A 22,200-nucleotide genomic window follows, 5' to 3' on the forward strand; every position below is an offset into this window, starting at 1 on the left:
TCGGTCGGCCTTTGTCAGTTCGAGTAATGGTCCGCGCGATTCTGCGCAATCACGCCGGTAGCCTTAGGCAGCGTGGGATTGTTGTTCATCGACGCCGCTCCCTTCTTCTGGATCGTGATGACCTTGAAGAACAGATCGGCAGGACCGCCAAGCGTGACATTGCCGTCCTTGAGCTGAATGAACGCACCGCCGCATTCGAGAACGAGTTCGTTCTTCGCGCTGATGCGTACCGTACCGTTGACACTCGACACCGACACGTCCTGATCGGCAAGCAGTGACATTGCATCGCTCTGGGCCTGAATCTCGACCGGGCCTTTCGCTGCAAAGATCTTGATACCGAGCTTCTGGGCGAATAGCGAGATCTTCTCGCCCGCCGCAACCGTAAAGCGCTTGAGAACGCTCCAGTCGGCGTTCTTTCCGGCAACAGCCGAGATGTTGTCCTTTGCTGCGAACTGCAGACCCTGCCCCGTCACGAGTGCCGCAGAGGCCGGCGTGCTCATGAGCAGCCCGGGTTTCTTCAAGCCGTCAAGATCAGCCCTCATCTGCTGCTGCGCGTCGGTGTCGGCAGGTTCGGCCTTCGCACTGCTGGCGGACGCTGCCAGCGCCTTTGCGGTCGCCAGCGCGCTCTCGAGTTGAGCGATGGTCTCCTGCATGTCGAGCTGCTGACCGGTCGCAGCAGGGCGGTCGTAGGCCGTGAGCATCACGCCCTTACCCGCGCGACTCACCCCGTAACCCGCTGTCCGGAGCTCATAGCCTTCACCGCGGTATTCGAGTTTCTGGTTCACCAGATAGCCGAGATTGAGCTGTGACTTGCCCGAGTGCTCCGTGCTCAGCTTGATGCCTTCCTGGCCCTCCCAGTCCTCCATGCGCAGCTTGTTGTTTTTCTGCGTGCGGATCATGTTGCGCGAGAGCCAGCGACGATCATTCGTCACCAGGTCGCGGGCCTGGATGTGGTGGTGGAAGGCCGTAATTTCTGGCTTGTCCGGATCCCCATCCCTGAAGGAAATCACGGCTTCGTCATTATCCAGCGCGACGAAGTGCATGCCTGTCTGCAGCTTCCCGGCGAAGGGTTTTGCCATGCGCAGTGGCACACTCTCACCGCCCTTCGGCCAGTCCGCAAAATCCACGTCGAAACGCACCACGTAATAGCCGACGGAATTCAGGTAGCCGTATGTGTACTTGTCCGGGCTGCAAATTCGCGCTGAAAGTGTGCCGGCGATTTTGGGCCAGGTCTCCGGTTTCAGTTCAAGACGGAAACGTCGGTCGGCCGGGATGGCCTTGTAGCTGTTGGTATAGGGCTTGTCGCGCGCTCCGCTGTGCGTGATCTCGATGACCACCTGGCCTTTTGGCGCATCGGGAAATGCGACATCTGTTTCCAGGACCCGTGCACACTGCAGTGCGGGCACGGTGCTGTCGCCTTCATACACGACCTGGCGGGCGAGCGCCGCTTCGTGGCGCAACTGTGCTTCCCACTTTGCGCCCTGCTGGTCGAGGTGGTTCGTACCGTAAATGTACGGTTGGCCGTAGGTGGTGGGATCGTCTGGCGCAACGTTCGCTTCATCCCGAAAACGCTCCCAGGCGCTCTCAGGGTTATAGTCCGCGACGACGAACGACTGCGGCACCGTCTCCGTATGCGTCCTGATCGATGTGACGGCCTCTACTCCACCCGCTTCGAGACCCGCCGCTTCACGGTACGGCACGATGAGTCGCGGGTCGTAGAGGTAATGGTCGATGTCGTCACCAAACACCACCTGATCGCCGTACTCGGTCTCAACAATATAGAAGTAGATGCCGGACTTCTGCATCAGCATCTGCAGCCAGGCCAGATCATTGATCCTGTACTGGAAACGGAAAAGTTGCTTGAGGTACTGTTTCCGCAGGCGGAAAGAGAACTGGTGTTCGCGCAGACCATGACGTCGCAGGATCGCCGCCATGATTTCCGGTATCGTCTGATGCTGGTAGATCTGCGTGTTGTCGACTGCGGCAAGCCGTCCGATGTGGGATTTCAGGTAAAACTCATATTTCCTGAAATCCTTTGTCGTCTGTATTGTCGAGAAGCGCTCGATGTATCCCGAAAAGATCTTCGGCACGCCATCGTCTGGCACGATCCTGAAGACCGCATCCCGGCCCAGGTAGTCGGTGCGTGCAAGCTGGCCCGGATGGGTCACCACGATGCGCACAAGGTTGGGTTCGCCCATTTTTTCGGACGCGTCAAATGACACGACCGAGAGCTGCGCCGCACTGTCAGTCCCCGGCACATCCAGGAAATACGCCTGACGTCCTGGTGTCGCCGTCAGATCCGATACAACCTTCCTCGCTTCGTCATACAGGCTTGCCATTTTTGCTCATTCCTCACCTGATCAGCAGTACGTCGGAACTGCTACGCATGAAATACGATCGCGTAACCAACGGGTATTTGGGGTGAGTACATTACGCGCCTTCGATCTGCCAGTGAAGCATTGCTTGTGTCGACATGAAACGTTTGTTGTTTTCAATCAGCTACTGACAATTGTTGACCTTTAAGGCTGGTTTTGAGATGTATCGCGTGCTAAATATCACCAGTTAAGCGAAGCCGGGATATCAGTTACTGAACGATGAGCGCAAGCTTCCAGAACAGCACGCAGCGAGACCAGAAGACCACGACACCCGACTCGTTCACGCGGAACGGTGCGCGTGATGAGCGTGCGCGCGTGGATGCCACAGATGCATTACGCATTGACCACGATCTCGCCACCATCGACCTGTTACTCGGCAGGCAGATCGACACCATCCTCCACCACCCCGCTTTCCAGACGCTTGAGTCTGCGTGGCGTGGCCTGCAATTCCTGGTTGACCGGACAGACCTTCGTCGCAACGTGCGTATCGAGGTGCTCGATGTCTCGAAAGAGACCTTGCGCCAGGACTTCGAGGATGCGCCCGAACTGATCCAGAGCGGCCTCTTCCTCCAGACATACACCCAGGAATACGATACGCCGGGTGCGTACCCCTTCGCCGCGGTCATCGCGAATTACGAGTTTGATGCCAGCGCACCCGACGTTGCGTTGCTGCGTAATCTGTCGAAGGTAGCGGCCGCGGCGCACATGCCTTTTATTGGCGCGGTTTCGCCGGAGTTCTTCGGTAGGACGTCGATGGAGGAAGTCGCGGGCATACGCGATCTGTCTGGCCACTTCGAGCGCGCGATCTATCTCAAATGGAAGGCGTTTCGCGATACCGGGGACGCCCGCTATGTCGGACTCACGCTGCCCCGGTTTCTTGCACGCCTGCCATACGGGCCCGACATCAATCCCGTGCGAGCTTTCAACTACACCGAGGATGTCCGTAGTGGAGGGAGCAGTGCCTTCGTGTGGGCGAACGCGGCGTTTGCCTTCGCCGTGAACCTCGTGAGAAGTTTCGTGCGCAATGGCTGGTGTCTTCAGATACGGGGCCCCCAGGCCGGTGGCGTGATCCCCGATCTGCCGGTCCATCTTTACGATCTGGATACCGGCCATCTGGGGAAGATTGCTACTGACGCGCTGATTCCTGAAACCCGTGAGTTTGAATTCGCCGAGCTGGGTCTTGTTGCGCTTTCGTACACGAGCAATCACGACTACGCGTGCTTCTATTCCGCGCACTCGACCCAGAAGCCCGCCGTCTTCGACACACGCGGCGCCGCAGCCAACAGCCGCATCAACGCGCGCCTGCCGTACATCTTCCTGCTCTCGCGTATCGCGCACTATCTCAAGCTGATCCAGCGCGAGAATATCGGCACCACCAAGGACCGCCGAGTGCTTGAACTGGAACTGAACACATGGATCCGTTCGCTCGTGACGGTCATGACGACACCGGGTGACGACCTGCAGGCTTCACATCCGCTGCGTGAAGCCCGCGTCGTGGTGGAAGACATTGAAGATAACCCGGGCTTCTTTCGCATCGCACTCTTCATTGTTCCGCATTTCCAGATCGAGGGCATGGATGTGAGCCTGTCGCTCATGTCCCAGATGCCGAAGGCAAAGCGTTGAACCCCGACCACTCTCCCTACCTGAATTACGACGACTTTCAACGATGAAGATAACGAAACCCCTGTGGGCGCGTGGCATTTTCATGACGCCGCAGCACTTCCAGCAGCAGGCGCTGTGGGAGCAGTTCGCCAACGAGCAGGTCGCCCGTATCGCAAGTCCCGACGCCTGGGGGGTGATTGGTGTCGCGCTGGATACGCAGGCGCTGACCGTCGACCGGCTGCAGCTCGCAAAACTGACGGCGCGTCTGCGCGATGGCACGTTCATCGACAGCGAAACCGCTGACTGGCTACCCGGTGCGCGCAGCCTGTCAGACGTGCCGGCCAATGTCGAAGCGGTGACGGTGCTCGTCGGCGTGGCACTGGTCGATGCGCAGGGCAACAACTGTGTCGAGCCTGGAGAGAAGCCGGCGCGGCCCCGACGCGTGACCCGCGAATTCGTCCATGTCGTCGACCTCAACGGACAGGAAAAGGAAGAGATCAGCGTCGAGCGCCAGGTCGTGGCACTGCTGTTCGACTTCGAGAAGCCGGACGACTACGTCACGTGTCCCGTTGCCCGTCTCGCGCGCACACCGCAGGGTCGCTTCGAGGTAGATGAGACGTTTGTGCCGCCGTGCCTCTTCCTGTCGGCGAGCACGCGGCTCACGCAACGCATGCGGCGCCTCTCGGAGATTCTGACGGCCAAGAGCGCGAGCCTCGCAGTGCGACGCAAGGAGCGTTCGGACCAGATCGCGGATTTCGCGGTGTCCGATGTTTCGCTCTTCTGGCTGCTGCATTCGGTGAACAGCACGTGGCCCGAACTGGCGCGGCTCGCCCAGGCGCCCGACCAGCACCCCGAACGCCTGTACGCTGTGCTCGCGCGCCTGGCCGGATCACTTCTCACGTTCTCGACCACGGAAACGCTGCAGGCCATCCCCGCCTATGACCATCGTGCGCCGGAACCCGTGTTTGCAGAACTGGAAGAGCTGATCCGCGCGCTGCTGGATGCCGTGATTCCCTCGCGCGTCGTACCGATTGAGCTCGAGCGGCTGCGGACCTCGATGTGGCGCGGCCAGATCAAGGAGGAGCGGCTGACCGTTGAAGTCGACTATTACCTGTCGGTCCGCGCGGCGATGCCCGCCCATGCCCTTCTCGAACAGATTCCCGCCTTGTGCAAGATGGGCGCGCCCGACGAAGTCGAGCAGGTCGTCAATTCCGCACTGGCCGGTATTGCGCTGCGTCCGGTGTCGCGTCTTCCTGCCGCGATTCCCGTACGTATTGAGAACCAGTACTTTGCGGTGGACAGTACGGATCCGGCCTTCGCCCGCATGATTGCGGCGCGTGCCTGCCAGATCTACGTGCCCGGGTCGATTCCCGAGGCCGAGCTTGAGCTTTACGCGGTGCTGCCATCATGAAATTCGCGACAGCACAACCGGCCCATGACCTGCTGCCCGCCTTGCTACCCCTCGCCCTGCGCGACACGGCGCGCACCGTCGTTTCACTTCGCAGTGGCAATCCGCCATCGCTGGAAGTCCTGCGCCGGGACTCCGATGCCCAGATTGCCGGCCTGCGCGAGGAACTGCAGCGGCGCGGACATCCGCGCGATGTGATTGATGACGCGCTCTATGCGCAATGCGCGCTGCTCGATGAAGCAGCCCTCAATGGACTCGGTGGAACGGCGCGTGATACGTGGGAACGCGAACCGCTGCAGGTACGCGTCTTCGGCCGCAATGATGCGGGCGAAGAGTTGCTCAGGCGGATCGGTCAGCGCCTGCGCGAGACGAAGCCCGTGCTGCCCCTGCTGGGGATCTTTGCGGCCGTCCTTGGACTCGGGTTCAAGGGCCGTTATGCCCTGAACGAGGCCGAAGCGCGCGAGAAGCTCATCAGTTCGATTGACGAACGTCTTGCGCGTGCCGCTGGCGGTAGCAATGACAGAAGCGCGCCAGATCAGTCAGGCCCGGTGGTGGTAAATCCGTCCCGCAGGCGCCGACGCCCGCTGTCCCCGCTCGCGTGGGTTCTCCTCGCCTGTATTGCAGCGGGACTTGTCTGGTTCGCCATCGACCAGTGGCTGCTGTCGTCGATCGACAGCATGGCGCACTGAGGGCAGTCATGCGTACAGGACCAGGACTTTTCGAGCGGATCACGGGGCATTTTGCCGACGGGTCTACCGTGAAAGACTTCACGCCAGAGGAGCAGACGTTCCTTTCGGTGCGGGACAACATCGAGCGCATCCTGAACAGCCGGCGTCGTTCGCTTGCACATCTGCCGGACTTCGGACTTGACGATCTGTCGGAGATTTACCGGCACCTGCCGTCATCGACCCATAAGCTGCGCAATGCCATCGAGTCGACATTGCTCAGGTACGAGCCGCGGCTGAGGGCGGTCGAGATCGAGGTGCATGCGCCGGAGCCCGGCATGATGGTCAGCTTCACGATGGCCTGCCACCTTCATCAGGAAGGGCTCGTGCGTTTTGACACGGTGTTCACGCCAGATGGCAAGACCCGTCTGAAAATGCTGCAGGCCGCGCTCGATCGGTATTGATGCGGTCCGGACGACTTCAACGCGAAAAGGAGCATGGCATGGCAACGATGCTGGCAATCAAGGGGAACAGGACGACAACCGGCGGCGAGGTGCTGGACGGCGACGAGGATTTCGCCGACGAGAACGGATCGCTCGCGAAAGATCAGGGACTCGCGTCGTGCGGGCGTTGTGGGCATATCGGTCCCATGCTGGGCACGGCGAAAGGCTGGGGGCTGACGGGTGCCACGGCCGCTGTGAAGGACAACGATATCGTGGCGTGCCAGTGCCCGCGAGGTACGAACCGCGTGATTGCCCGTTCGGAGTACTACGACGAGTAGTCCTGGTGATCAGGAACCGAACGGGGTACCCGGCCAATGTCCGCGTGACCGTTGTTCCGGGCGCATCGCAAGGCTGATTCCAGGTTTCCCAAGCCGTGAACGCGCTTGATACTCGCCCGCCCCCGCGCAATCACACAAGGATCGGCACCCTGCTTTTGCGCTTGCCCTGCGCGCGCGCAATGCGACGGCTGTCATGCGCGCATTGGGGGCACCAGCTGCCGCGCCAGACGCTGTTGACCGAGGCATGCCACGCATGCCCTTTCGCACACATCCATTCGAGCTTGCCGTGGGCGCCGGGATAGACCGTCGAAAGACACTGGCCACCACGCGACTGTGCCAGATCCTGCATCTGTTCGACCGTGCGCGAGCGGGCCTTCGCCGCGCACAGATTGCACCATTGGCTCCTGCTCACGCGAGACCACGGAGCAGACCACGTGTGTCCTTCGGCACATTGCCATTCGAGAGGCGTTTCCTTGTCGACATAGGCCGACAGACACCGGCCGCCGCGCGCGGCTGCGACCTGTTTGATATCGTCCGGACGCGGCTTGATGCGCTCGAAATGGCACGTCTGACACCAGTCTCCACGAAGCACGGCTTCAAGAGAGGCAGACCAGGTATGGCCTGCCTTGCAGCGCCAGCGCATCCTTTCGCGCGTGTTGACGTAGCGACGCGACAGGCAGACACCTCCGCGGTCAATGGCAGTCGCGCGAGCTTCCTCCAGCGAGTGGATGATCGCGCGATCGTAGGCGCAATCCACGCACCAGTGTCCCATGCGCACGGCCTTTGTCAGCATCGCAAAGCGATGGTCAGCCGCACACGCAAATTCAAGGGGGATCAGGTGGCCCTCGTAGGCTGGGGACAGGCAGGCCCCGCCCCATACCGTGGCAACCTTGCGCATTCCAGCCAGCACCGCTTCGCGATACTGTTCTGTGCCGGACTCTCCCGGACCTGGCAAACTGGCAAGGGCATGTTGTACGCGCCTGCGGGTTTCGGCAGGAACGCGCGGTGACCATGCCGAACTGTTCGACACCAAGACTCCCATAATCCGTTACCTACACATCGAAATACATCGCATGCTGGGCTGTCGAACTCAGTGGGCCAGCGAAAGCATGCGTGCCGGATCCAGCACGGTCATCTCGCTCTGCAGTTCAGCGATGCGACGGGACAATGCAGGCTTGTCCGCATCCTTGCGGCTGCTTGCGGCTTTCAGCGCCCGCGTCAACTGGAGTTTGACCTCGAACACCAGCGCTGGATCCCAGCGTACGAGCGGCAGCGATCTGGCGGCCGCATCCAGTTCGAGCAGCAGCGCCGTAGCCGTATCCGCGCGCTCGGCGTTCTGTGCGAGGCGCGCCATCACGAACCGCAGCAGGAAACGGTGCCGCTCCGTTTTCATGCCGGGCAGCCCTTCGAGCCAGGCGAAGGCCGCCTCGATCCCTTCGCGCGCGGAGAGATCCCGCGCCTGCGCTTCAATCTCCGTCCAGTCGCCCGCCCCTCCTTCCTCGCTGTCGGCCGATACCGGCAGCGGCGCCACGGTCTCCCCCGCTTCGAGGTCGCGCACGACGGCGTGGCGTGCGATCCACTCGAGCGTCGTGTCGTCCGCGAAGGGCGTGCCATCGTTGAACGATAGCCGCTCAATGCCAGGCAGCCGCTCGAGGAAAAGCGCGACGTCCGCGCGCAGCAGTTCTCGCCATGTGCTGTACGGCGCGCCTGCGTGATCGAGCGCAATGTGCTGGAAGTACTGCAGATCGAACCACAGGTGGTTGACGCCTTCCATGAACGCACCTTCGACGCGCTCAAGCAGCTCGTTCCACTGCTTCTGCAGGACGAGCCGCTTCATCTGCGCGCGCAGTTCCGGGCGCGGAGCGGCAAGCCGTGTATGGGAAGCCGCATCGGCCGGCGGCACGTCGTGCAGGGTATCCCAGCGCATACAGCGCACGAGCCGTACAGACGGCAGGTAGCCCTGCTCCTGATCGCGTAGCCACGAGGCCATCGTGCGAGCCTGATCGAGCAGATCCCGCGTCGAGGCGGTCGCCCTGGAGGATGTGCCATCCGTCACGGGGGATGCGGGCGCCGGCGACGTGTCGGCGGCAACACCGGACGGTTCACCTTTGCCTTCGAACCGCGAGATGAGCGGCTGCAGGTTCGGGCGCGCGGCTTCGGCCCATGCGGCCGTCTGTGTCGCCAGGACGTCGAGTGCAGCGAGTGAACGCTCAAGCGCGCGTTCGGTATCGTGGGAAGCTGGCTCGCCGCGGCTCGCGAGCAACTCCACCATGCGGGTGGTGGCCAGCATTTCCAGCGCGCCCTTCTTCGCCTCGGCACGCGCGGGCAGCACCGACTCACCGAAGCGCTCGATGAGGGCGGCGGCCAGTTCCAGCCCGTCTGCGAATCCGGCCGGCCCATCCTGCCGCAGGCGCGCGCCGGCATAGTAGCCAGCCACCCGGAGATCCTTGCCTGTTTCCTTGAGCAGTTGCTCGCATGAGCGCACGATCAGCGCGTCGTCGATGCCGGAAAGCCGGGTCGATTCATCCTTGAGCGCAAAGAACGCATCTTCATAGCCGGGATCGCGCCCCACGCCGTGTTCGCCCGGTAGCGGCTGCAGCCAGGCACTCCAGGTATCAAGGCGCGAGCGTGTGAGCTGTTCCGCGTCACGTGACGGAAACAGTGTCCTGAGCAGGCCAGACAGCATCAAGGGATCCCCACCATGCAGAATCAGAAAAAATAACGCCGGGGCGGTACAGTGCCCCGGCGCGGTTCATATCAACAGTAACCGGTCAGCTGCGTGGTCAACCCTTGGCTTTCGGCATCTGCGACACGAGCGACAGGCCGATATCCATCCCCTCAACCTGGAAGTGAGGAATGACGTACAGCTTGATGCGGAAGAAGCCCGGATTGTCCTCGATGTCCTCGACCGTCACCTTCGCCTCGCGCAGCGGATGCGAGGCCTGCAGTTCATCGCCCGGATCCTTCATCTCGGTGACGAGACCCTTGATCCACTGGTTCAGCTCCAGTTCAAGCAGACGACGGTCCTTGGTCGTACCGATGTTTTCGCGCTGGATCAGCTTCAGGTAGTGCGCGATACGCGAGAGCAGGAAGATGTACGGCAGGCGCGCATTGATGCGGCTGTTGGCGGTCGCCTCCTTCGTCTCATACAAGGTCGGCTTCTGCGCCGAGCTGGCCGAGAAGAAGCAGGCGAAATCGTGGTTCTTGTAGAACGAGAGCGGAATGAAGCCCAGGTTCGCGAACTCGAACTCGCGCGTCTCCGGAATCAGCACTTCGGTCGGGATCTTGGCCTGAGTACCGGTGCCGAGGTCGTACAGATGCACCGGCAGGTCTTCGACCTTGCCACCGGCCTGCGGACCGCGGATCTGGACGCACCACCCGTTATTCACGAAGCTGCGGCTCATGTTCGCCGCGAACGCGAACGAGGCGTTGACCCACAGATACCTGTCGTGATCCGGGCCCTTCACCGCTTCTTCATAGTTGAAGGCACGCACGGGCACCGTATCCTTGCCATACGGCAGGCGACCCAGCACACGCGGCATCGTCAGACCCACATAGCGCGCGTCGTCCGTGTCGCGGAAGCTCTTCCACTTGATGTATTCGGCGCGATCGAAGTAGTTGCCGATATCCTGGATCGCGGCCACTTCCTCCATCGACTTCTTGCCGAAGAACGCTGCACCCACCGAGCCAATGAACGGCATATGGGCGGCCGCGGCCACCTTCGAGATGTTGCGCAGCAGGGCGATGTCCATCGGCGAGTTCGCGAACTCGAAATCGCTGATCAGCGCGCTGATCGGCTGGCCGCCCGGCGTGTCGTACTCCTCGATGTACGTGAGACGATAGAGGCCGCTCTGGATGAGTTCCGGCGTGTCCTCGAAGTCGCGCTGCAGCGCGTCCTTCGACACGTCGAGTACCTCGATGCGCGCGTTGCGACGGAAGTCCGTGCGCGACACGAGCATTTTCAGACCGCGCCAGCGGCCTTCGAGCGCCTGGAATTCCGGCGTGTGCATCACCGCGTCGAGCTGACGGCTGATCTGGCGGTCAAGCTGGCCGATATGGAAATCGAGCAGCGACTTGTCCAGACGCTCGACCGGCTGGCTCGACTGCGCAACGAGTTCGAGAAAGGCGCCCATGCCACGCGCAATGCGCTCGTCGGCCGAAGCTTCGGAGAGCGTGTCGCTGTCGCGGAACGCCTCGATCGGGCGTGCCTCGGCGATAGGCTTGAGGTTGATCTTGCTGCACAGCGAGGCATATACGCTGTCGGGTGCGTCAAGCACAACGGTCTGAGCTGCGCCCTGATGGGATTCGTTCTGTTTCATTGGGATTCCTGTCTGCGTGTGAAGTGCCACCTGATTGCGCAAAGCGGTGAAGGCTGACCTGGGCTGCTGTCGCCGGTTGCGCCGTTCAGGCATGTCCTTCCGGTTGCGTGGCCGCCGTCGCGAGCTGCCCCAGTTCGCCGCGCAGCTTGTCAGACAGACGCCTGTCCTTCAGAATCTTCTCGAACTCGCGGCGGAACGTCGCGTTATCAAGCAGGTTCGATTTCAGGTCGCGCAGCAGGTTGCGCATCGCGAGCAGCGCCTGGAGTTCCGGGATCTGGCGTGCCACCTGCTCCGGTTCGAAGTCCTTCATCGAACGGAACGACAGGTTGACCGGGAGTTCCGAACCGTCGGCAGCGAGCGTGTTTTCTGCGCCGAACTTCAGGTCCGGTGCATAGTCGGCCAGCACCGAGTCAAAGTTGTTCTTGTCGATATTGACCTTCTTGCGCTCGGCCAGCGGGGCCTGCTCACGGCCCGCACTGAAGTCGCCCGCCACCAGCAGCTTGAGCGGCAGTTCGACCTTCTTCTGCGCCCCGCCCGTATGCAGGTCTAATGTGATCGAAACGCGCGATTTCGGAATTTCTCTCTGGAAGCTGTCCATCAGTTATCCTCAGAAATGGAGTAAATGATCTCCGCAGGAATCAACCGTAGCGATAGAGAGGCTCCCCGCACGCGCATCGCGAATGCTTATTCCAGCTGCTCCCCATGGCGTGGTTTTCATTCATGCGACCCTACTGGCAGACCGTATTAAACAGGTTTACCGCCATTACGTCAAAGCCTGTTCGCAGCTATATCGATACGTATAAAACTTAAATTTTGTTAATTCACATCTCAGAATGACTGGAGTCACACATGGCATTTCCACTCTCATCATTCACCGCTTCCCGCACACTCTCCGTCCCAGACAAATCTGATTTCAATCGACGTTTTATCACGCGATTTTCTGGCGAACGTCAATGAAACGTGACAATACGATGCGCAATGCGTATCTCAATTTCTTCTTTAGAAAATATGACAATTCTTGAATGTTTTATTCACCAGGATATCTAAAAAAATCGCTATCCTTGCACGAAAGGGGCCATATGGAATCCTTTACGCATCAGGACAATAACGTAGACCACACATTGCAGACCGATAGCCTGCCCGGGCCAGAAGATCTCCCTCTCACGCAGCCGGTGTACAAGCGGATCGTGCCGTGGGGAATTGCGTTGAACGTTGGTAAGCCCGACGCAATCACGATGTCTGTGCATCAGGGTAGCCGGTCCTGCGTTGGACATCAGCGCGCATGAGCACATTGACCTTGGGCCACGAGAAGCGGACCCACCTGAATCCCGTACCTGACGTTGCCCGGCGCGCTGGCGAGGGCATGCGCGATCTGCTGCGCGATACCGCGCTACTCGTGACCTCGCTTTCATCCGGGGGAACCGTCCAGGACGCAGCGCGATTTCGCGAGCGCTGCGCACAGCTCGTTGACCAGTTCGCCGATACGCTTGCGCGGTCTGGCTATCCCGAAGACGTGCAGCGTGAAGCGCTGGTGGCCCAGTGTGGTCTGCTCGACGAAATGGCGCTGCGCCATCTGCCCGGCAACACACGGTCAGCCTGGGAATCCCATCCGATGCAGGTTGAGCGCTTCTCCATTTACGACGCTGGCGGACGCATCATCGATGCTGTTGAGGCGCATCTGCGCGAGTCGTCGCCGGATGTTGAACTGCTTGAGTACTACGCAGCGATTCTCGCCATGGGATTCATCGGCCGATATGCGCGTGAGGGAGAAGCGAAGCGGGCTGCGTTGATTTCAGCGCTCGACGCGCGGCTTCAGATGCTGCGCGAGACCGTCGACGAACCCTTCCTCACCGACCGGGTCGGGCTGCGCCTTTACGGCCGGTTTCGACGGTTCGGACCGTGGATCCTCGTCATTTCCGCATGCCTTCTCGCAATCGCTGTCTGGATTGCGGGAAGCAGGGTTCTTGAGACGCAGCTCGCGCAGATCGTGCCGGCGAAGGTGAAGATCGAGGTGAGCAGGCCGTGAAATCTGATCTGTCGATGCTCACCGCCGGAACAGCTCCGGCGCAGGCCACTGGCCACAACGGGCTGGGGTATCCGCTGCGGCTGATGGTCGTTTCTACGATCGCACTGGCGCTTGCGGTGATGTGGCTCGTGGCCCGGCCCACGCTCGGGCTGGCTTCGCTGCTCACGGGTGCCATTGTGATCGCCGGTGCCCTGCTGGTGTTCTGGCGCACGAGGCTGCTCGCCCGCGCAAGCAACGACAATGCGCACGTGCTGGCTGCACTCGGCGCCGCAACCGCTGATATTCCGCTGCGGCTGCGCACCCGTATGCCGCTCGTGCTGGTCACGGGCGACGATCTGCCGGCGCTGTTTGACCGGCACGATGGGCAGCGCTTCGCGCACGTCGGGGATGGCGCGATCTGGCTGCGCGTGGACCGCCCACAGGACCTGTCGCGCATGGCCATCGCCGTACGGCAATGGCGCGACGGACGGGCACCGGATGCTGTCGTGCTCTCAGTGGCGCCCGCCCGTTATACAGACGAGGACGTACTTTCGCAGGCATTGCGCGTGGTGCGGCAGGCCGCAGCGGACGCGGCACGGGTGCTGGGCTCACGCCCTCTTCCAGGATATGTCGCGGTATATCAGCGACTCGCGACCGATGGGTTTCGCGGTATGGCGCAAGACCTGATACCGGGCCACGGCGCGATGACACCCGCAGACCTTCTCACACCGCAGTGGTATGGCGTTTCGTCGGCGACCCGCATGGTGAATGCGTCGGCCTTCGGGACGGTGATCCGTGCTGCCGGGAATGAGGCCGTAGGTGTGGCAGGGAGCAGCGCGCCAGCCGCACGGGCCGCCGCCCTCGCGTCGATCATTGGCTGGACGCAGCGGGTCGTGATTCATGCACTCGTTGACCAGAGGCAACCCGCCACACCCTGGGCACTGCATGGTGTCGGCTGGATCGATTGCGGACCCGCACACGGGCCGGGCCGCCCGTGGGAGAGCGATGTCCAGAACCAGACCAGGGTAACGCGCGCCCCAGGGCCAGCCTCCCCCATGCCATGGCCGCTTCCCCAGCCGCTGATCCGCGCGATGCCCCAGCGATTCTGGATGTCGCCGCGCATTGTTGCGCTGGCCCACGCATTGGCGTTGCTGGCCTGCGCGGCCGCCGTCGCGTTTTTCTTCTCTGTCCTGCACAACCAGGCGCTGCTCACGCGCATTGGCGCAGATCTCGGTCGCTGGTCGATGATCCCCGCCGTACACGATGCCGCGAAGCGCGATGCACTGCAGGCCCTCGTCGCCGATCGCGATGAGCTGGAGCATTACGCACGCACAGGCGTACCGCTAACCCTGTCATTCGGCCTGTACCGCGGCGCCAGGATGATTGCGCCGCTCAACGATGCGATCGCCTCATATCAGCCGCCGCCACCGCCTCCCGCTGTCGTGACGCTCGACAGCATGTCGCTCTTCGACAGCGGCCGCGCGCAGCTCAAGGACGGCTCGATGCGCGTCATGGTGAACGCGCTCGAAATGATCAAGGCACATCCGGACAAGCGGATTCTGGTGGCCGGCCATACCGATAACGTGGGCGATCCGGACAGCAACCTGAAGCTCTCGACAGCGCGCGCCGAAGCCGTGCGCGACTGGCTCATCGAGGCCTCCGGTATTCCGGCCACGCAGTTCGCCATTCAGGGCTATGGCGACACGCGCCCTCTCGCGGACAACAACACGCAAGCCGGGCGGGCGAAAAATCGCCGCGTGGAAATCACGCTCGTCCCTGACGCCCCGAAGGAAGTCCCCTTGGGGAATGCGCCGCAGGCCCCCGCAGGGACCAGCGCGGCGCCGGACGCGGCCAGTTCAGCCGGATAACGCGGTTTTGGTCCCCGGAGCGAGGGCTTCGGGATTGTGTTGCCCGGTAACTGAATCCGGGCGCTTGTTACTGTAAGAAGAAGGGAGTAAGAAATGGCAATTCCGTCATACATGTGGCTTAAGGACGATGGTGGCGCGGACATCAAGGGTTCGGTGACCGTTCAGGGCCGCGAGGGCAGTGTTGAAATCACCGCGTTCAATCACAGCCTGCATATTCCGACCGACGGTAATACCGGCAAGCTGACGGGTACGCGTGTTCACGCACCGATCACGCTGGTCAAGGAGACCGACGCGTCGACGCCGTATCTGTACAAGGCGGTCACGAGCGGCCAGACGCTCAAGTCGGCGGAGATCAGGTGGTACAAGATCGACGACGCGGGCAAGGAAAAGGAATATTTCAATACGAAGCTCGATAACGTGAAGATCGTCGCGGTGCGTCCGAAGATGCTCGACATCAAGGACCCGGACTACGAAAAGCACAACCATCTCGAAGAAGTCGAGCTGCGCTACGAGACGATCACCTGGTCGTATAAGGACGGCAACATCATCCACAAGGATACCTGGAACGAGCGTTCCTGATTAACCGTGGTCTGAAGGCCGGTTCACCATCTCCGGTGGCCCTCGGAATACCGGCCTTTCTTTGCCGGTCCGCTCAATAACCTTTGCGGACTGGCCTTTTTCATTACGCGGGGCGGCCGCTCCCAGCCGGCACGCCCCCTCTCCAGACGTGCGAACAGCCCGAACATGACCGTGCTCAACGACCGAAACCATTTCTCCCGTGACGCGAACCAGCGCCTGCAGCGGCTCAATCCCCACTGTGCAAATGCGCTCGAGGCTGCCGCAAGCCTGTGCCAGGGACGACTCTCGGACGAGATTACGGTCGAGCACTGGCTGCTCAAGCTGATCGAGGCCGGGGACGGCGATATCCCGGCCATCATGAACCACTACGACCTGAGTATCGACGCCGTGTGGGATACGCTGCTCAAGGCCATCGACCACACGCCGCGCAACCTGCGTGGCCGTCCCAGCCTCTCGCCGCAACTGGCCGTTGTTCTCCAGGACGCCTGGTTCATTGCGTCTTCCGGCGACACGAGCGGCGATCCGGTGATCCGCTCCGGCAATATCCTGCAGGCCATCATCGAGGCGCCGCATGTTCTTCGCGCGAACAATGCCTGGCAGCTGCTCTCCATCAGCAGCGCGCAGATCCCGCGACTGCTGCCGCGCCTCGCGCAGCGCACCTGTGAGAACGAGCCAGATCCATTGCCGGAACAGGCCGCGCCAGCAACGGGTGCTGTTGCCGCGGGCCACGTGCCTGACGGAAAGACGACGCAGAAAGCGGCGCAGGCAGTCAGGCGCAACGTTGAAGGCGATGCACTTGCCCGCTTTGCGATCGACATCACGGCCAAGGCGCGCGAGGGCAAGATCGACCCCGTGTTCGGGCGCGACCGCGAGATCCAGCAGATGGTCGACGTGCTTGCCCGGCGCAGGAAGAACAACCCCATCCTCGTGGGTGAGCCGGGCGTGGGCAAGACCGCGCTCGTCGAAGGCCTCGCGCTGCGCGTGGCCGTTGGCGACGTGCCGAATGTCATTCGCGATGTACGCATCCTCACGCTCGATCTGGGGCTGCTGCAGGCGGGCGCCGGCGTGAAGGGAGAATTCGAGCAGCGCCTGAAGAATGTGATCGATGAGGTGCAGGCTTCCGCTGAGCCGATCCTGCTCTTTATCGACGAAGCGCACACCCTGATCGGCGCTGGCAATGCGGCGGGCGGTGCCGACGCGGCCAACCTGCTCAAGCCCGCGCTTGCGCGCGGCGAACTGCGCACGATCGCCGCGACCACCTGGTCGGAGTACAAGGAATACTTCGAGCGCGATGCCGCGCTTGAGCGCCGCTTCCAGATGATCAAGGTGGAGGAGCCCGACGATGTGGCCGCCTGTCTGATGCTGCGTGGCCTTAAGGAGCGCTATGCGAAGTATCACAACGTGCACATCCGCGACGAGGCGCTGGTCGCCGCGGTCAGGCTCTCGCGCCGCTACATCCCCGCACGCCAGTTGCCGGACAAGGCCGTCGACCTGATCGACACGGCAGCCGCGCGCGTGCGCATGGGGCTCGAATCGCCTCCGGCGGAACTGCAGCAGGCGCGCGCTGCCGTGTCCGCACTGGAACTGGAACAGGCAACGCTCGATGCCGACATGCAGGCCGGCGTGGACGAGAGCGCAACCCGACGCGAAGCGCTTCAGAGCGCGCTGATCGAGGCGCGAAATGACCTGACGAACATGCAGGCACGTTATGTCAGCGAACTCGAACTGGTCCACCGGATTCACCTCTGCCGGGACGCTGGAAAGGATGAAGTATCAGCGCCGGATCCAAAGGAACTCGACGAGGCCAGGCAACTGCTTTCTGGTCTGCAAGGCAAGGCGCCGCTGGTCTTCGTTGACGTCGACGCGCAGGCGATCGCCCGCGTGGTCGCCGAATGGACCGGCGTGCCGGTCGGCAACCTCCTCGAAGATGAGTTGCATGGCCTGCTTACCCTGGAGACGCAGCTCGCGAAGCGCGTGGTTGCCCAGGACGATGCGCTCGCTGCGATGGCGCAAAGCCTCCGCACGGCGAAGGCCGGCCTGAAGAACGAGCAGGCTCCGCTCGGCGTGTTCCTGCTCGCAGGCCCTTCCGGCGTCGGCAAGACCGAAACCGCACTCGCATTAGCTGACCTGGTCTTCGGCGGCGAGGCAGCCCTGACTACGATCAACATGTCGGAATACCAGGAGTCCCACACGGTATCGCAGCTGAAGGGGTCGCCTCCCGGCTACGTCGGCTACGGCCGCGGTGGCGTGCTGACCGAAGCAGTCCGTCAGCGCCCGTACAGTGTCGTGCTGCTCGATGAGGTCGAGAAAGCCCACCGCGACGTGCTGGACATCTTCTATCAGGTGTTCGATCGCGGCACGATGCGCGATGGTGAGGGGCGTGAGATCGACTTCCGCAACTGCGTGATCCTCATGACATCCAATCTCGGCAGCGCCCAGATTGACGAAGCCACCACCGACAGCCCGGATATCGCGCAGGCAGCGCTCCTCGAGGCCATCCATCCCCAGCTCGTCGCACATTTCCAGCCCGCCCCTCCTCGCGCGCTTCCAGACGCTGGTGTACCGGCCGCTCGATGTGGCAGCGCTCGCCGGCATTGTGCGCATGAAGCTCGCGAAGGTCGCCGGGCGCCTGCGCCGGCAGCACGACGTCGAGCTGCAATGCGACGACTCGCTCATTGATGCGATGGCCGGGCTCTGCCTTGCACGCGAATCCGGTGCGCGCAACGTGGACGCATTCCTGAACCAGCGCATCCTGCCATCGGTCTCCCGTGAACTGCTTTCCTGCATGGCGGCCGGTACCGCACCTGCGAAGATCCTCCTCTCCAGTTCGGCCGAAGGCAACCTGACGATCGACTTTGTCGATCATGAACTGTCGTCAGCCGGCATGCCTGAAGCAGTTACTGCCTGAAGACTACATGACGCCGCCGGCGCAGCCGCTCCACGACGGCCTGCTTGCCGGCTACGTCAATAGAAAAAAGAACATCATGAAGCAACGTTACATCATGACCGGGATCATTGCTGGTCTCCTTGCAGTCCTGAACATCAATGCCCACGCCGCGTACCAGGAAGAATGGCTGAGCCCCCAGGCCTTGCAGAAAGAAGAAGCCGCAAGGTTCAGCCGTCACCCATCGACTTACACGTGCAGAGGCACGGGCGCCCGCTGCAACCGCATTTCCTCGACGACAGCATCTGCAAAGTCGCGTGCCGAAATCCACGCTCCTGACGCGGGTCGTGCAGACGATCCCATTGCGGCCTTCGCAAAAAAACGCGACGCTACCCGCTCCGCACATCGTAGCTAGGCGGCCCCACCCGATGCATCGATCGAGTCTTCCGCGCCTGCCCGGACTGCTATCCGCGATAGCCATCGCAGTCGCGTCGACCACGGCTGTCAGCGCCAGCGCCCCGAGCGGCCCGTATTGCGAGTCTTCCCTTCGATCCGCTCTTCTCACGGCAGCGCGATCTTCTCCATCGGCCGTACAGGGTGATGGTTCCCTCTACGGCGCACAACGCTGGAACGCATGGACCAGGCGAGACATGCTGGGTATGTCCTTTCCCGGGCTGCTGTCGTGCGCCTATACAGTCAGCGCGATTTTTGAGGGCGCCTGTCATCCGATCGGAAAACTCGCGTCCGTGTCGGCAGTCGGTAAAGCGCTATCGCAATGGCAGAAGATCGACGCGCAGGCCAACGTACAACCGGGCGATGTGGTCTTCTGGCAACCGCGCAAGTCGCCGCTGTTGCACCGCCTGTGCGGAGCGCACTGGCATGTCGGTATCGCGACAGGCAATAACGAAACCATCGACAACGACTGGTGGACGGGCAAGCCCGAACTCCATCGCATGACCCGGCTGTGCGTGTCGTTTGCCTGGGCGCGCAGGCCACCGGACTGAATGCCGCTCAACCGGTCCCGTGTCCAGATACATTCCTGATTCCGGAGTTGAGCATGACAATCGCGCCCCCCACTGCAAAAGCGGGTGACCCTACGCCCACACCGCTTTACGGGCAGGACGCGGACTGACGCCGGTCACCTCTCCTGGGCACCAACAGTTGTTCCGGCGTAAGCCGAAGAAGTCCGAGAAACCCCGTAAGATTAATGCCTTACGGGTTTTTTGTTCCCTGCGGCTCCCTTGCGTTCCCCTGACATCGACGATTTTTGCGTATACACGGAATCGAGATGTTAGGCCATGCCCAAACGCGTCGAACTTGGCCTTGCGCATCTGGCCGGACGGGAGCAAAACTTGGCTGTTCCGCTATTGAAGACCGAGTACGGGCAAGGAGAACTTCCTCAGCCTCGGCCCCTACCCGCGATATCACACTCGCTAATGCGCGACGGTTGGCCACTGCCGCGCGCAATCTTGTGCGCTAAGGCATCGATCCGGTCGAACATCGCCGGGCCGAGTCCATCGCTCGCAAACGCGCCGCCGAAGGCGCCTTCCATCTCGTAGCCCAGCGCTGGCTCGACTTCAGTCTGGTCGATCGCCACCATCATCACGACGCTCGACAAACCCAGCATCGCCAGCAGCGACTGCCGGAACGACCGCTCGCCTTGTACCGACGCAGTGTTGCAGGCCCGGTCGGCGCCCGGCGTTGCGCTCATCGCGAGCCCTGCAACGCGTTCAGCACCTTGACCTCGCTCCGCGCCAGGTACTTGCGCCATGCGACTCCCGCCAGCACGACATCCTGCAAGCCGATGCCCACGGCCTTGTAGACGATCACGTCGTCGTCCGCGACGCGGCCTTTAGCGCGGCCGGTCAGCACATCGCCGAGCTCCACCGTGTCGTTCCAGTCGAACGTGCCCGGCTGCGTGAGCACCAGGTCGCCCGCTTCTTCGCGCGCCTGCTCGCGCAGTTCGACCACGATGCGCGACGCTCGCGCGATCAGCGTGTCGTCGAGTTCGCGCGTATGCGGCAGGCTCGAACCGATCGCGGCAATCAGCGCGCCCGGTGACACCGCATTGCCGTCGAACAGCGCACCGGTGGCACGCGTCGCGGTCACGATCACGTCCGCGCCCCGCACCGCGTCGACCACGTCGCACACCGTGGCCTCGATGCCTCGCGTCGAACCGGCGGCCGTGACGGCCGCCGCGAGTTCGCGCGTGCCCTCCAGCCCGACGATACGAAACGACCGCAAGCCCGTGTGCGCGGCCAGCGCAAGCGCATGAGCGCGCCCTTGCACGCCGGTGCCGAACACGGCCACCGTGCGCGCCTGTTGCTTCGCCAGCGCGCGCACGGCCACCACCGTCGTCGCGGCGGTGCGAATGCGTGTGATCGCATTCGCATCGAGTATGGCCAGCAGGCTGCCGTCCACCGTCGAGAACAGCACGATCGAGAAGTTGAATTGACCGGCAATCGTCGAATAAACCTTCGCGCCCGCGACACCGAGTTCTGGCAGCACGGCGCCAAGGGTCGAGAGCTTCACGCCGCCCACTTCCGTGCGCACCCGGCGCTGCACGGCCGCCGCGCCGCTGGAGAGTTCGCGAAATCCCTGTTCGAGTGCCGGAATGGCATCGTCGATGGTGATGAGTTCGTCGATCTGCGCATCCGTCAAATGAATCATGCAATCTTCCTTTCGTGAAGCGCGGATTCGGCTTCGTGCTGGAACGTGAAGCTGTCCGCGTAGAGGTGATCGATGCTCGCGCCGTTGCGCAGGAAGTGGCGCCGCGCATCGTCGATCATGGCCGGCGATCCGCACAGGTAGACGGCGTGCTCCGACAGGTCCGGAAAGTCCTCGCATACCGCGTGCTGAACATAGCCCTGCCGTCCGGTCCAGGTACTGTCCGGTCGCGACAGCACCGGCACGTACTGGAACTCGTAGAGGCGTGCGCCCCATTGCTGGATCTCGTCGTGAAGATAAAGATCCGCCTCGGTCCGCGCGCCCCAATACAGCGATACCGGCGGGCAATCGGGATCGTCCATCAGCGACTCGATGATGCCTTTGACCGGCGCGAGTCCGGTGCCCGTCGCGACCATCACGAGCGGGCGGTAATCCTCCGCGTGAAAGCGGAAGCTGCCCAGCGGCAGTTCGACGTCGAGACGATCGCCCGCGCGCAAGCCCGACAGCAGATGATCGGTAAAGCGGCCGCCCGGCACGCGCTTGATGTGAAAGTCGAGCGCATACGTGTCCGCGCCGCCGAGCCTCGCCGACGCCATCGAAAAGCTCCTGCGCGAGCCGTTTTCCAGCACGACGTTCATGTACTGGCCGGGGTTGAACTTGAGCTCGAGGTGCTCGGGAAGCGCGATCGCGAGCCGCCGCACGTCCGGACCCAAGGTGCTCACTTCGACGACTCGCGCCTCGACCACGGCGGGTGCGGACACATCCGCGCCCGCATGCCCCGCGGCGATCACCATGTCGCTGCGCGCGCGCGCCTGACATGCGAGTGCGAAGCCCGCGCTGGATTCTTCCTGTGAGAGTCCGAACGGGAACTCGTCGTACTCGTGCGCACCGCTGACCACCTTTACCCGGCATGCGCCGCAACCGCCCAGCTGGCAATCGTGAGGAAGCGCGACGCCAGCGGCAAGCGCCGCGTCGAGCAGCGATTCGTCGGCCTGCGCAGCGAAGCGCTGGCCGGTTTCCGCGATCTCAATCTGATAGACCATCTTG

The 22,200-nt window shown here is 62.4% G+C and carries 20 protein-coding genes; 12 read left to right on the forward strand and 8 right to left on the reverse strand.

The genetic code is table 11. The annotated features are described in order from the left end of the window. Positions 1-14: 14 nt before the first annotated feature. Positions 15-2,339 carry a type VI secretion system Vgr family protein gene (locus OKW44_RS27425; RefSeq protein ID WP_280783753.1) on the reverse strand — a complete coding sequence of 775 codons (2,325 nt, stop codon included), beginning with the start codon at positions 2,337-2,339 and terminating at the stop codon, positions 15-17. 255 nt (positions 2,340-2,594) lie between these two features. Between OKW44_RS27425 and tssC (OKW44_RS27430) the strand changes: the two genes are divergently transcribed. Genes tssC (OKW44_RS27430) through OKW44_RS27450 form a run of 5 tightly spaced genes read left to right on the forward strand, consistent with a single transcriptional unit; the run spans position 2,595 to position 6,831 of the window. Beyond that, positions 2,595-3,998: a type VI secretion system contractile sheath large subunit gene (gene tssC, locus OKW44_RS27430; RefSeq protein ID WP_018418262.1), complete on the forward strand. Its 1,404-nt coding sequence runs from the start codon at positions 2,595-2,597 to the stop codon at positions 3,996-3,998. Between the two features lie 43 nt (positions 3,999-4,041). Beyond that, a complete protein-coding gene (gene tssK, locus OKW44_RS27435) occupies positions 4,042-5,388 on the forward strand; it encodes a type VI secretion system baseplate subunit TssK (RefSeq protein WP_084753969.1) in 1,347 nt (448 codons plus the stop codon). Beyond that, on the forward strand, positions 5,385-6,074 hold the full coding sequence (locus OKW44_RS27440) for a DotU/TssL family secretion system protein (RefSeq protein WP_018418264.1): 690 nt from the start codon (positions 5,385-5,387) through the stop codon (positions 6,072-6,074). Before tssK ends, OKW44_RS27440 begins: the two co-directional genes overlap by 4 nt. 8 nt (positions 6,075-6,082) lie before the next feature. Further along, positions 6,083-6,514 (forward strand): type VI secretion system baseplate subunit TssE, encoded by a 432-nt coding sequence (tssE, locus tag OKW44_RS27445; RefSeq protein ID WP_026225430.1) that lies wholly within the window; start codon positions 6,083-6,085, stop codon positions 6,512-6,514. A 38-nt stretch (positions 6,515-6,552) separates the two neighbouring features. After that, a complete protein-coding gene (locus OKW44_RS27450) occupies positions 6,553-6,831 on the forward strand; it encodes a PAAR domain-containing protein (protein ID WP_018418266.1) in 279 nt (92 codons plus the stop codon). A gap of 130 nt (positions 6,832-6,961) precedes the next feature. Here OKW44_RS27450 and OKW44_RS27455 read toward each other — a convergent pair whose 3' ends face one another. The 4 genes from OKW44_RS27455 to tssB form a co-directional block, all read right to left on the reverse strand. Beyond that, complete coding sequence (locus OKW44_RS27455; RefSeq protein ID WP_018418267.1) at positions 6,962-7,624, reverse strand: zinc-ribbon domain-containing protein; 663 nt, start codon at positions 7,622-7,624, stop codon at positions 6,962-6,964. 297 nt (positions 7,625-7,921) lie between these two features. Next, positions 7,922-9,517 carry a type VI secretion system protein TssA gene (gene tssA, locus OKW44_RS27460; protein WP_018418269.1) on the reverse strand — a complete coding sequence of 532 codons (1,596 nt, stop codon included), beginning with the start codon at positions 9,515-9,517 and terminating at the stop codon, positions 7,922-7,924. Positions 9,518-9,614: 97 nt separating this feature from the next. Continuing rightward, positions 9,615-11,150, reverse strand: coding sequence for a type VI secretion system contractile sheath large subunit (tssC, locus tag OKW44_RS27465; protein ID WP_018418270.1), 1,536 nt, complete (start codon positions 11,148-11,150; stop codon positions 9,615-9,617). 85 nt (positions 11,151-11,235) lie between these two features. Further along, positions 11,236-11,748 (reverse strand): type VI secretion system contractile sheath small subunit, encoded by a 513-nt coding sequence (gene tssB / locus OKW44_RS27470; protein ID WP_018418271.1) that lies wholly within the window; start codon positions 11,746-11,748, stop codon positions 11,236-11,238. A gap of 765 nt (positions 11,749-12,513) precedes the next feature. Here tssB and OKW44_RS27475 point away from each other — a divergent pair. The 7 genes from OKW44_RS27475 to OKW44_RS27505 all read left to right on the forward strand — a co-directional run bounded on the left by OKW44_RS27475 (position 12,514) and on the right by OKW44_RS27505 (position 19,490). Continuing rightward, positions 12,514-13,176 carry a DotU family type IV/VI secretion system protein gene (locus OKW44_RS27475; protein ID WP_018418273.1) on the forward strand — a complete coding sequence of 221 codons (663 nt, stop codon included), beginning with the start codon at positions 12,514-12,516 and terminating at the stop codon, positions 13,174-13,176. After that, positions 13,173-15,023 carry an OmpA family protein gene (locus tag OKW44_RS27480; protein ID WP_018418274.1) on the forward strand — a complete coding sequence of 617 codons (1,851 nt, stop codon included), beginning with the start codon at positions 13,173-13,175 and terminating at the stop codon, positions 15,021-15,023. The genes OKW44_RS27475 and OKW44_RS27480 overlap by 4 nt, the downstream gene beginning before the upstream one ends. Before the next feature lie 93 nt (positions 15,024-15,116). Continuing rightward, on the forward strand, positions 15,117-15,602 hold the full coding sequence (locus tag OKW44_RS27485) for an Hcp family type VI secretion system effector (protein WP_018418275.1): 486 nt from the start codon (positions 15,117-15,119) through the stop codon (positions 15,600-15,602). A 165-nt stretch (positions 15,603-15,767) separates the two neighbouring features. Next, positions 15,768-18,281: a type VI secretion system ATPase TssH gene (tssH, locus tag OKW44_RS27490; protein ID WP_429411950.1), complete on the forward strand. Its 2,514-nt coding sequence runs from the start codon at positions 15,768-15,770 to the stop codon at positions 18,279-18,281. After that, the gene (locus tag OKW44_RS27495; RefSeq protein WP_429411952.1) at positions 18,205-18,510 is read left to right on the forward strand and encodes a ClpB D2-like domain containing protein; all 306 of its coding nucleotides are present in this window, start codon (positions 18,205-18,207) and stop codon (positions 18,508-18,510) included. The genes tssH and OKW44_RS27495 overlap by 77 nt, the downstream gene beginning before the upstream one ends. A 7-nt stretch (positions 18,511-18,517) precedes the next feature. Next, the gene (locus tag OKW44_RS27500) at positions 18,518-18,901 is read left to right on the forward strand and encodes a hypothetical protein (protein WP_018418277.1); all 384 of its coding nucleotides are present in this window, start codon (positions 18,518-18,520) and stop codon (positions 18,899-18,901) included. Between the two features lie 235 nt (positions 18,902-19,136). After that, entirely contained in the window at positions 19,137-19,490 is a 354-nt protein-coding gene (locus OKW44_RS27505) for an NlpC/P60 family protein (RefSeq protein WP_035470098.1), read from the forward strand. Between the two features lie 395 nt (positions 19,491-19,885). Here the strand turns inward: OKW44_RS27505 and OKW44_RS27510 are convergent, their stop codons facing one another. Genes OKW44_RS27510 through OKW44_RS27520 form a run of 3 tightly spaced genes read right to left on the reverse strand, consistent with a single transcriptional unit; the run spans position 19,886 to position 22,196 of the window. Next, a complete protein-coding gene (locus tag OKW44_RS27510; protein WP_018418279.1) occupies positions 19,886-20,197 on the reverse strand; it encodes a hypothetical protein in 312 nt (103 codons plus the stop codon). Continuing rightward, on the reverse strand, positions 20,194-21,156 hold the full coding sequence (locus OKW44_RS27515; protein ID WP_018418280.1) for an ornithine cyclodeaminase family protein: 963 nt from the start codon (positions 21,154-21,156) through the stop codon (positions 20,194-20,196). The genes OKW44_RS27510 and OKW44_RS27515 overlap by 4 nt, the downstream gene beginning before the upstream one ends. Further along, positions 21,153-22,196: a 2Fe-2S iron-sulfur cluster-binding protein gene (locus OKW44_RS27520; protein ID WP_018418281.1), complete on the reverse strand. Its 1,044-nt coding sequence runs from the start codon at positions 22,194-22,196 to the stop codon at positions 21,153-21,155. The genes OKW44_RS27515 and OKW44_RS27520 overlap by 4 nt, the downstream gene beginning before the upstream one ends. Between the last annotated feature and the right edge of the window lie 4 nt (positions 22,197-22,200).

This window comes from Paraburkholderia lebeckiae (assembly GCF_050436325.1).
Taxonomy (GTDB): Bacteria; Pseudomonadota; Gammaproteobacteria; order Burkholderiales; family Burkholderiaceae; genus Paraburkholderia; species Paraburkholderia tuberum.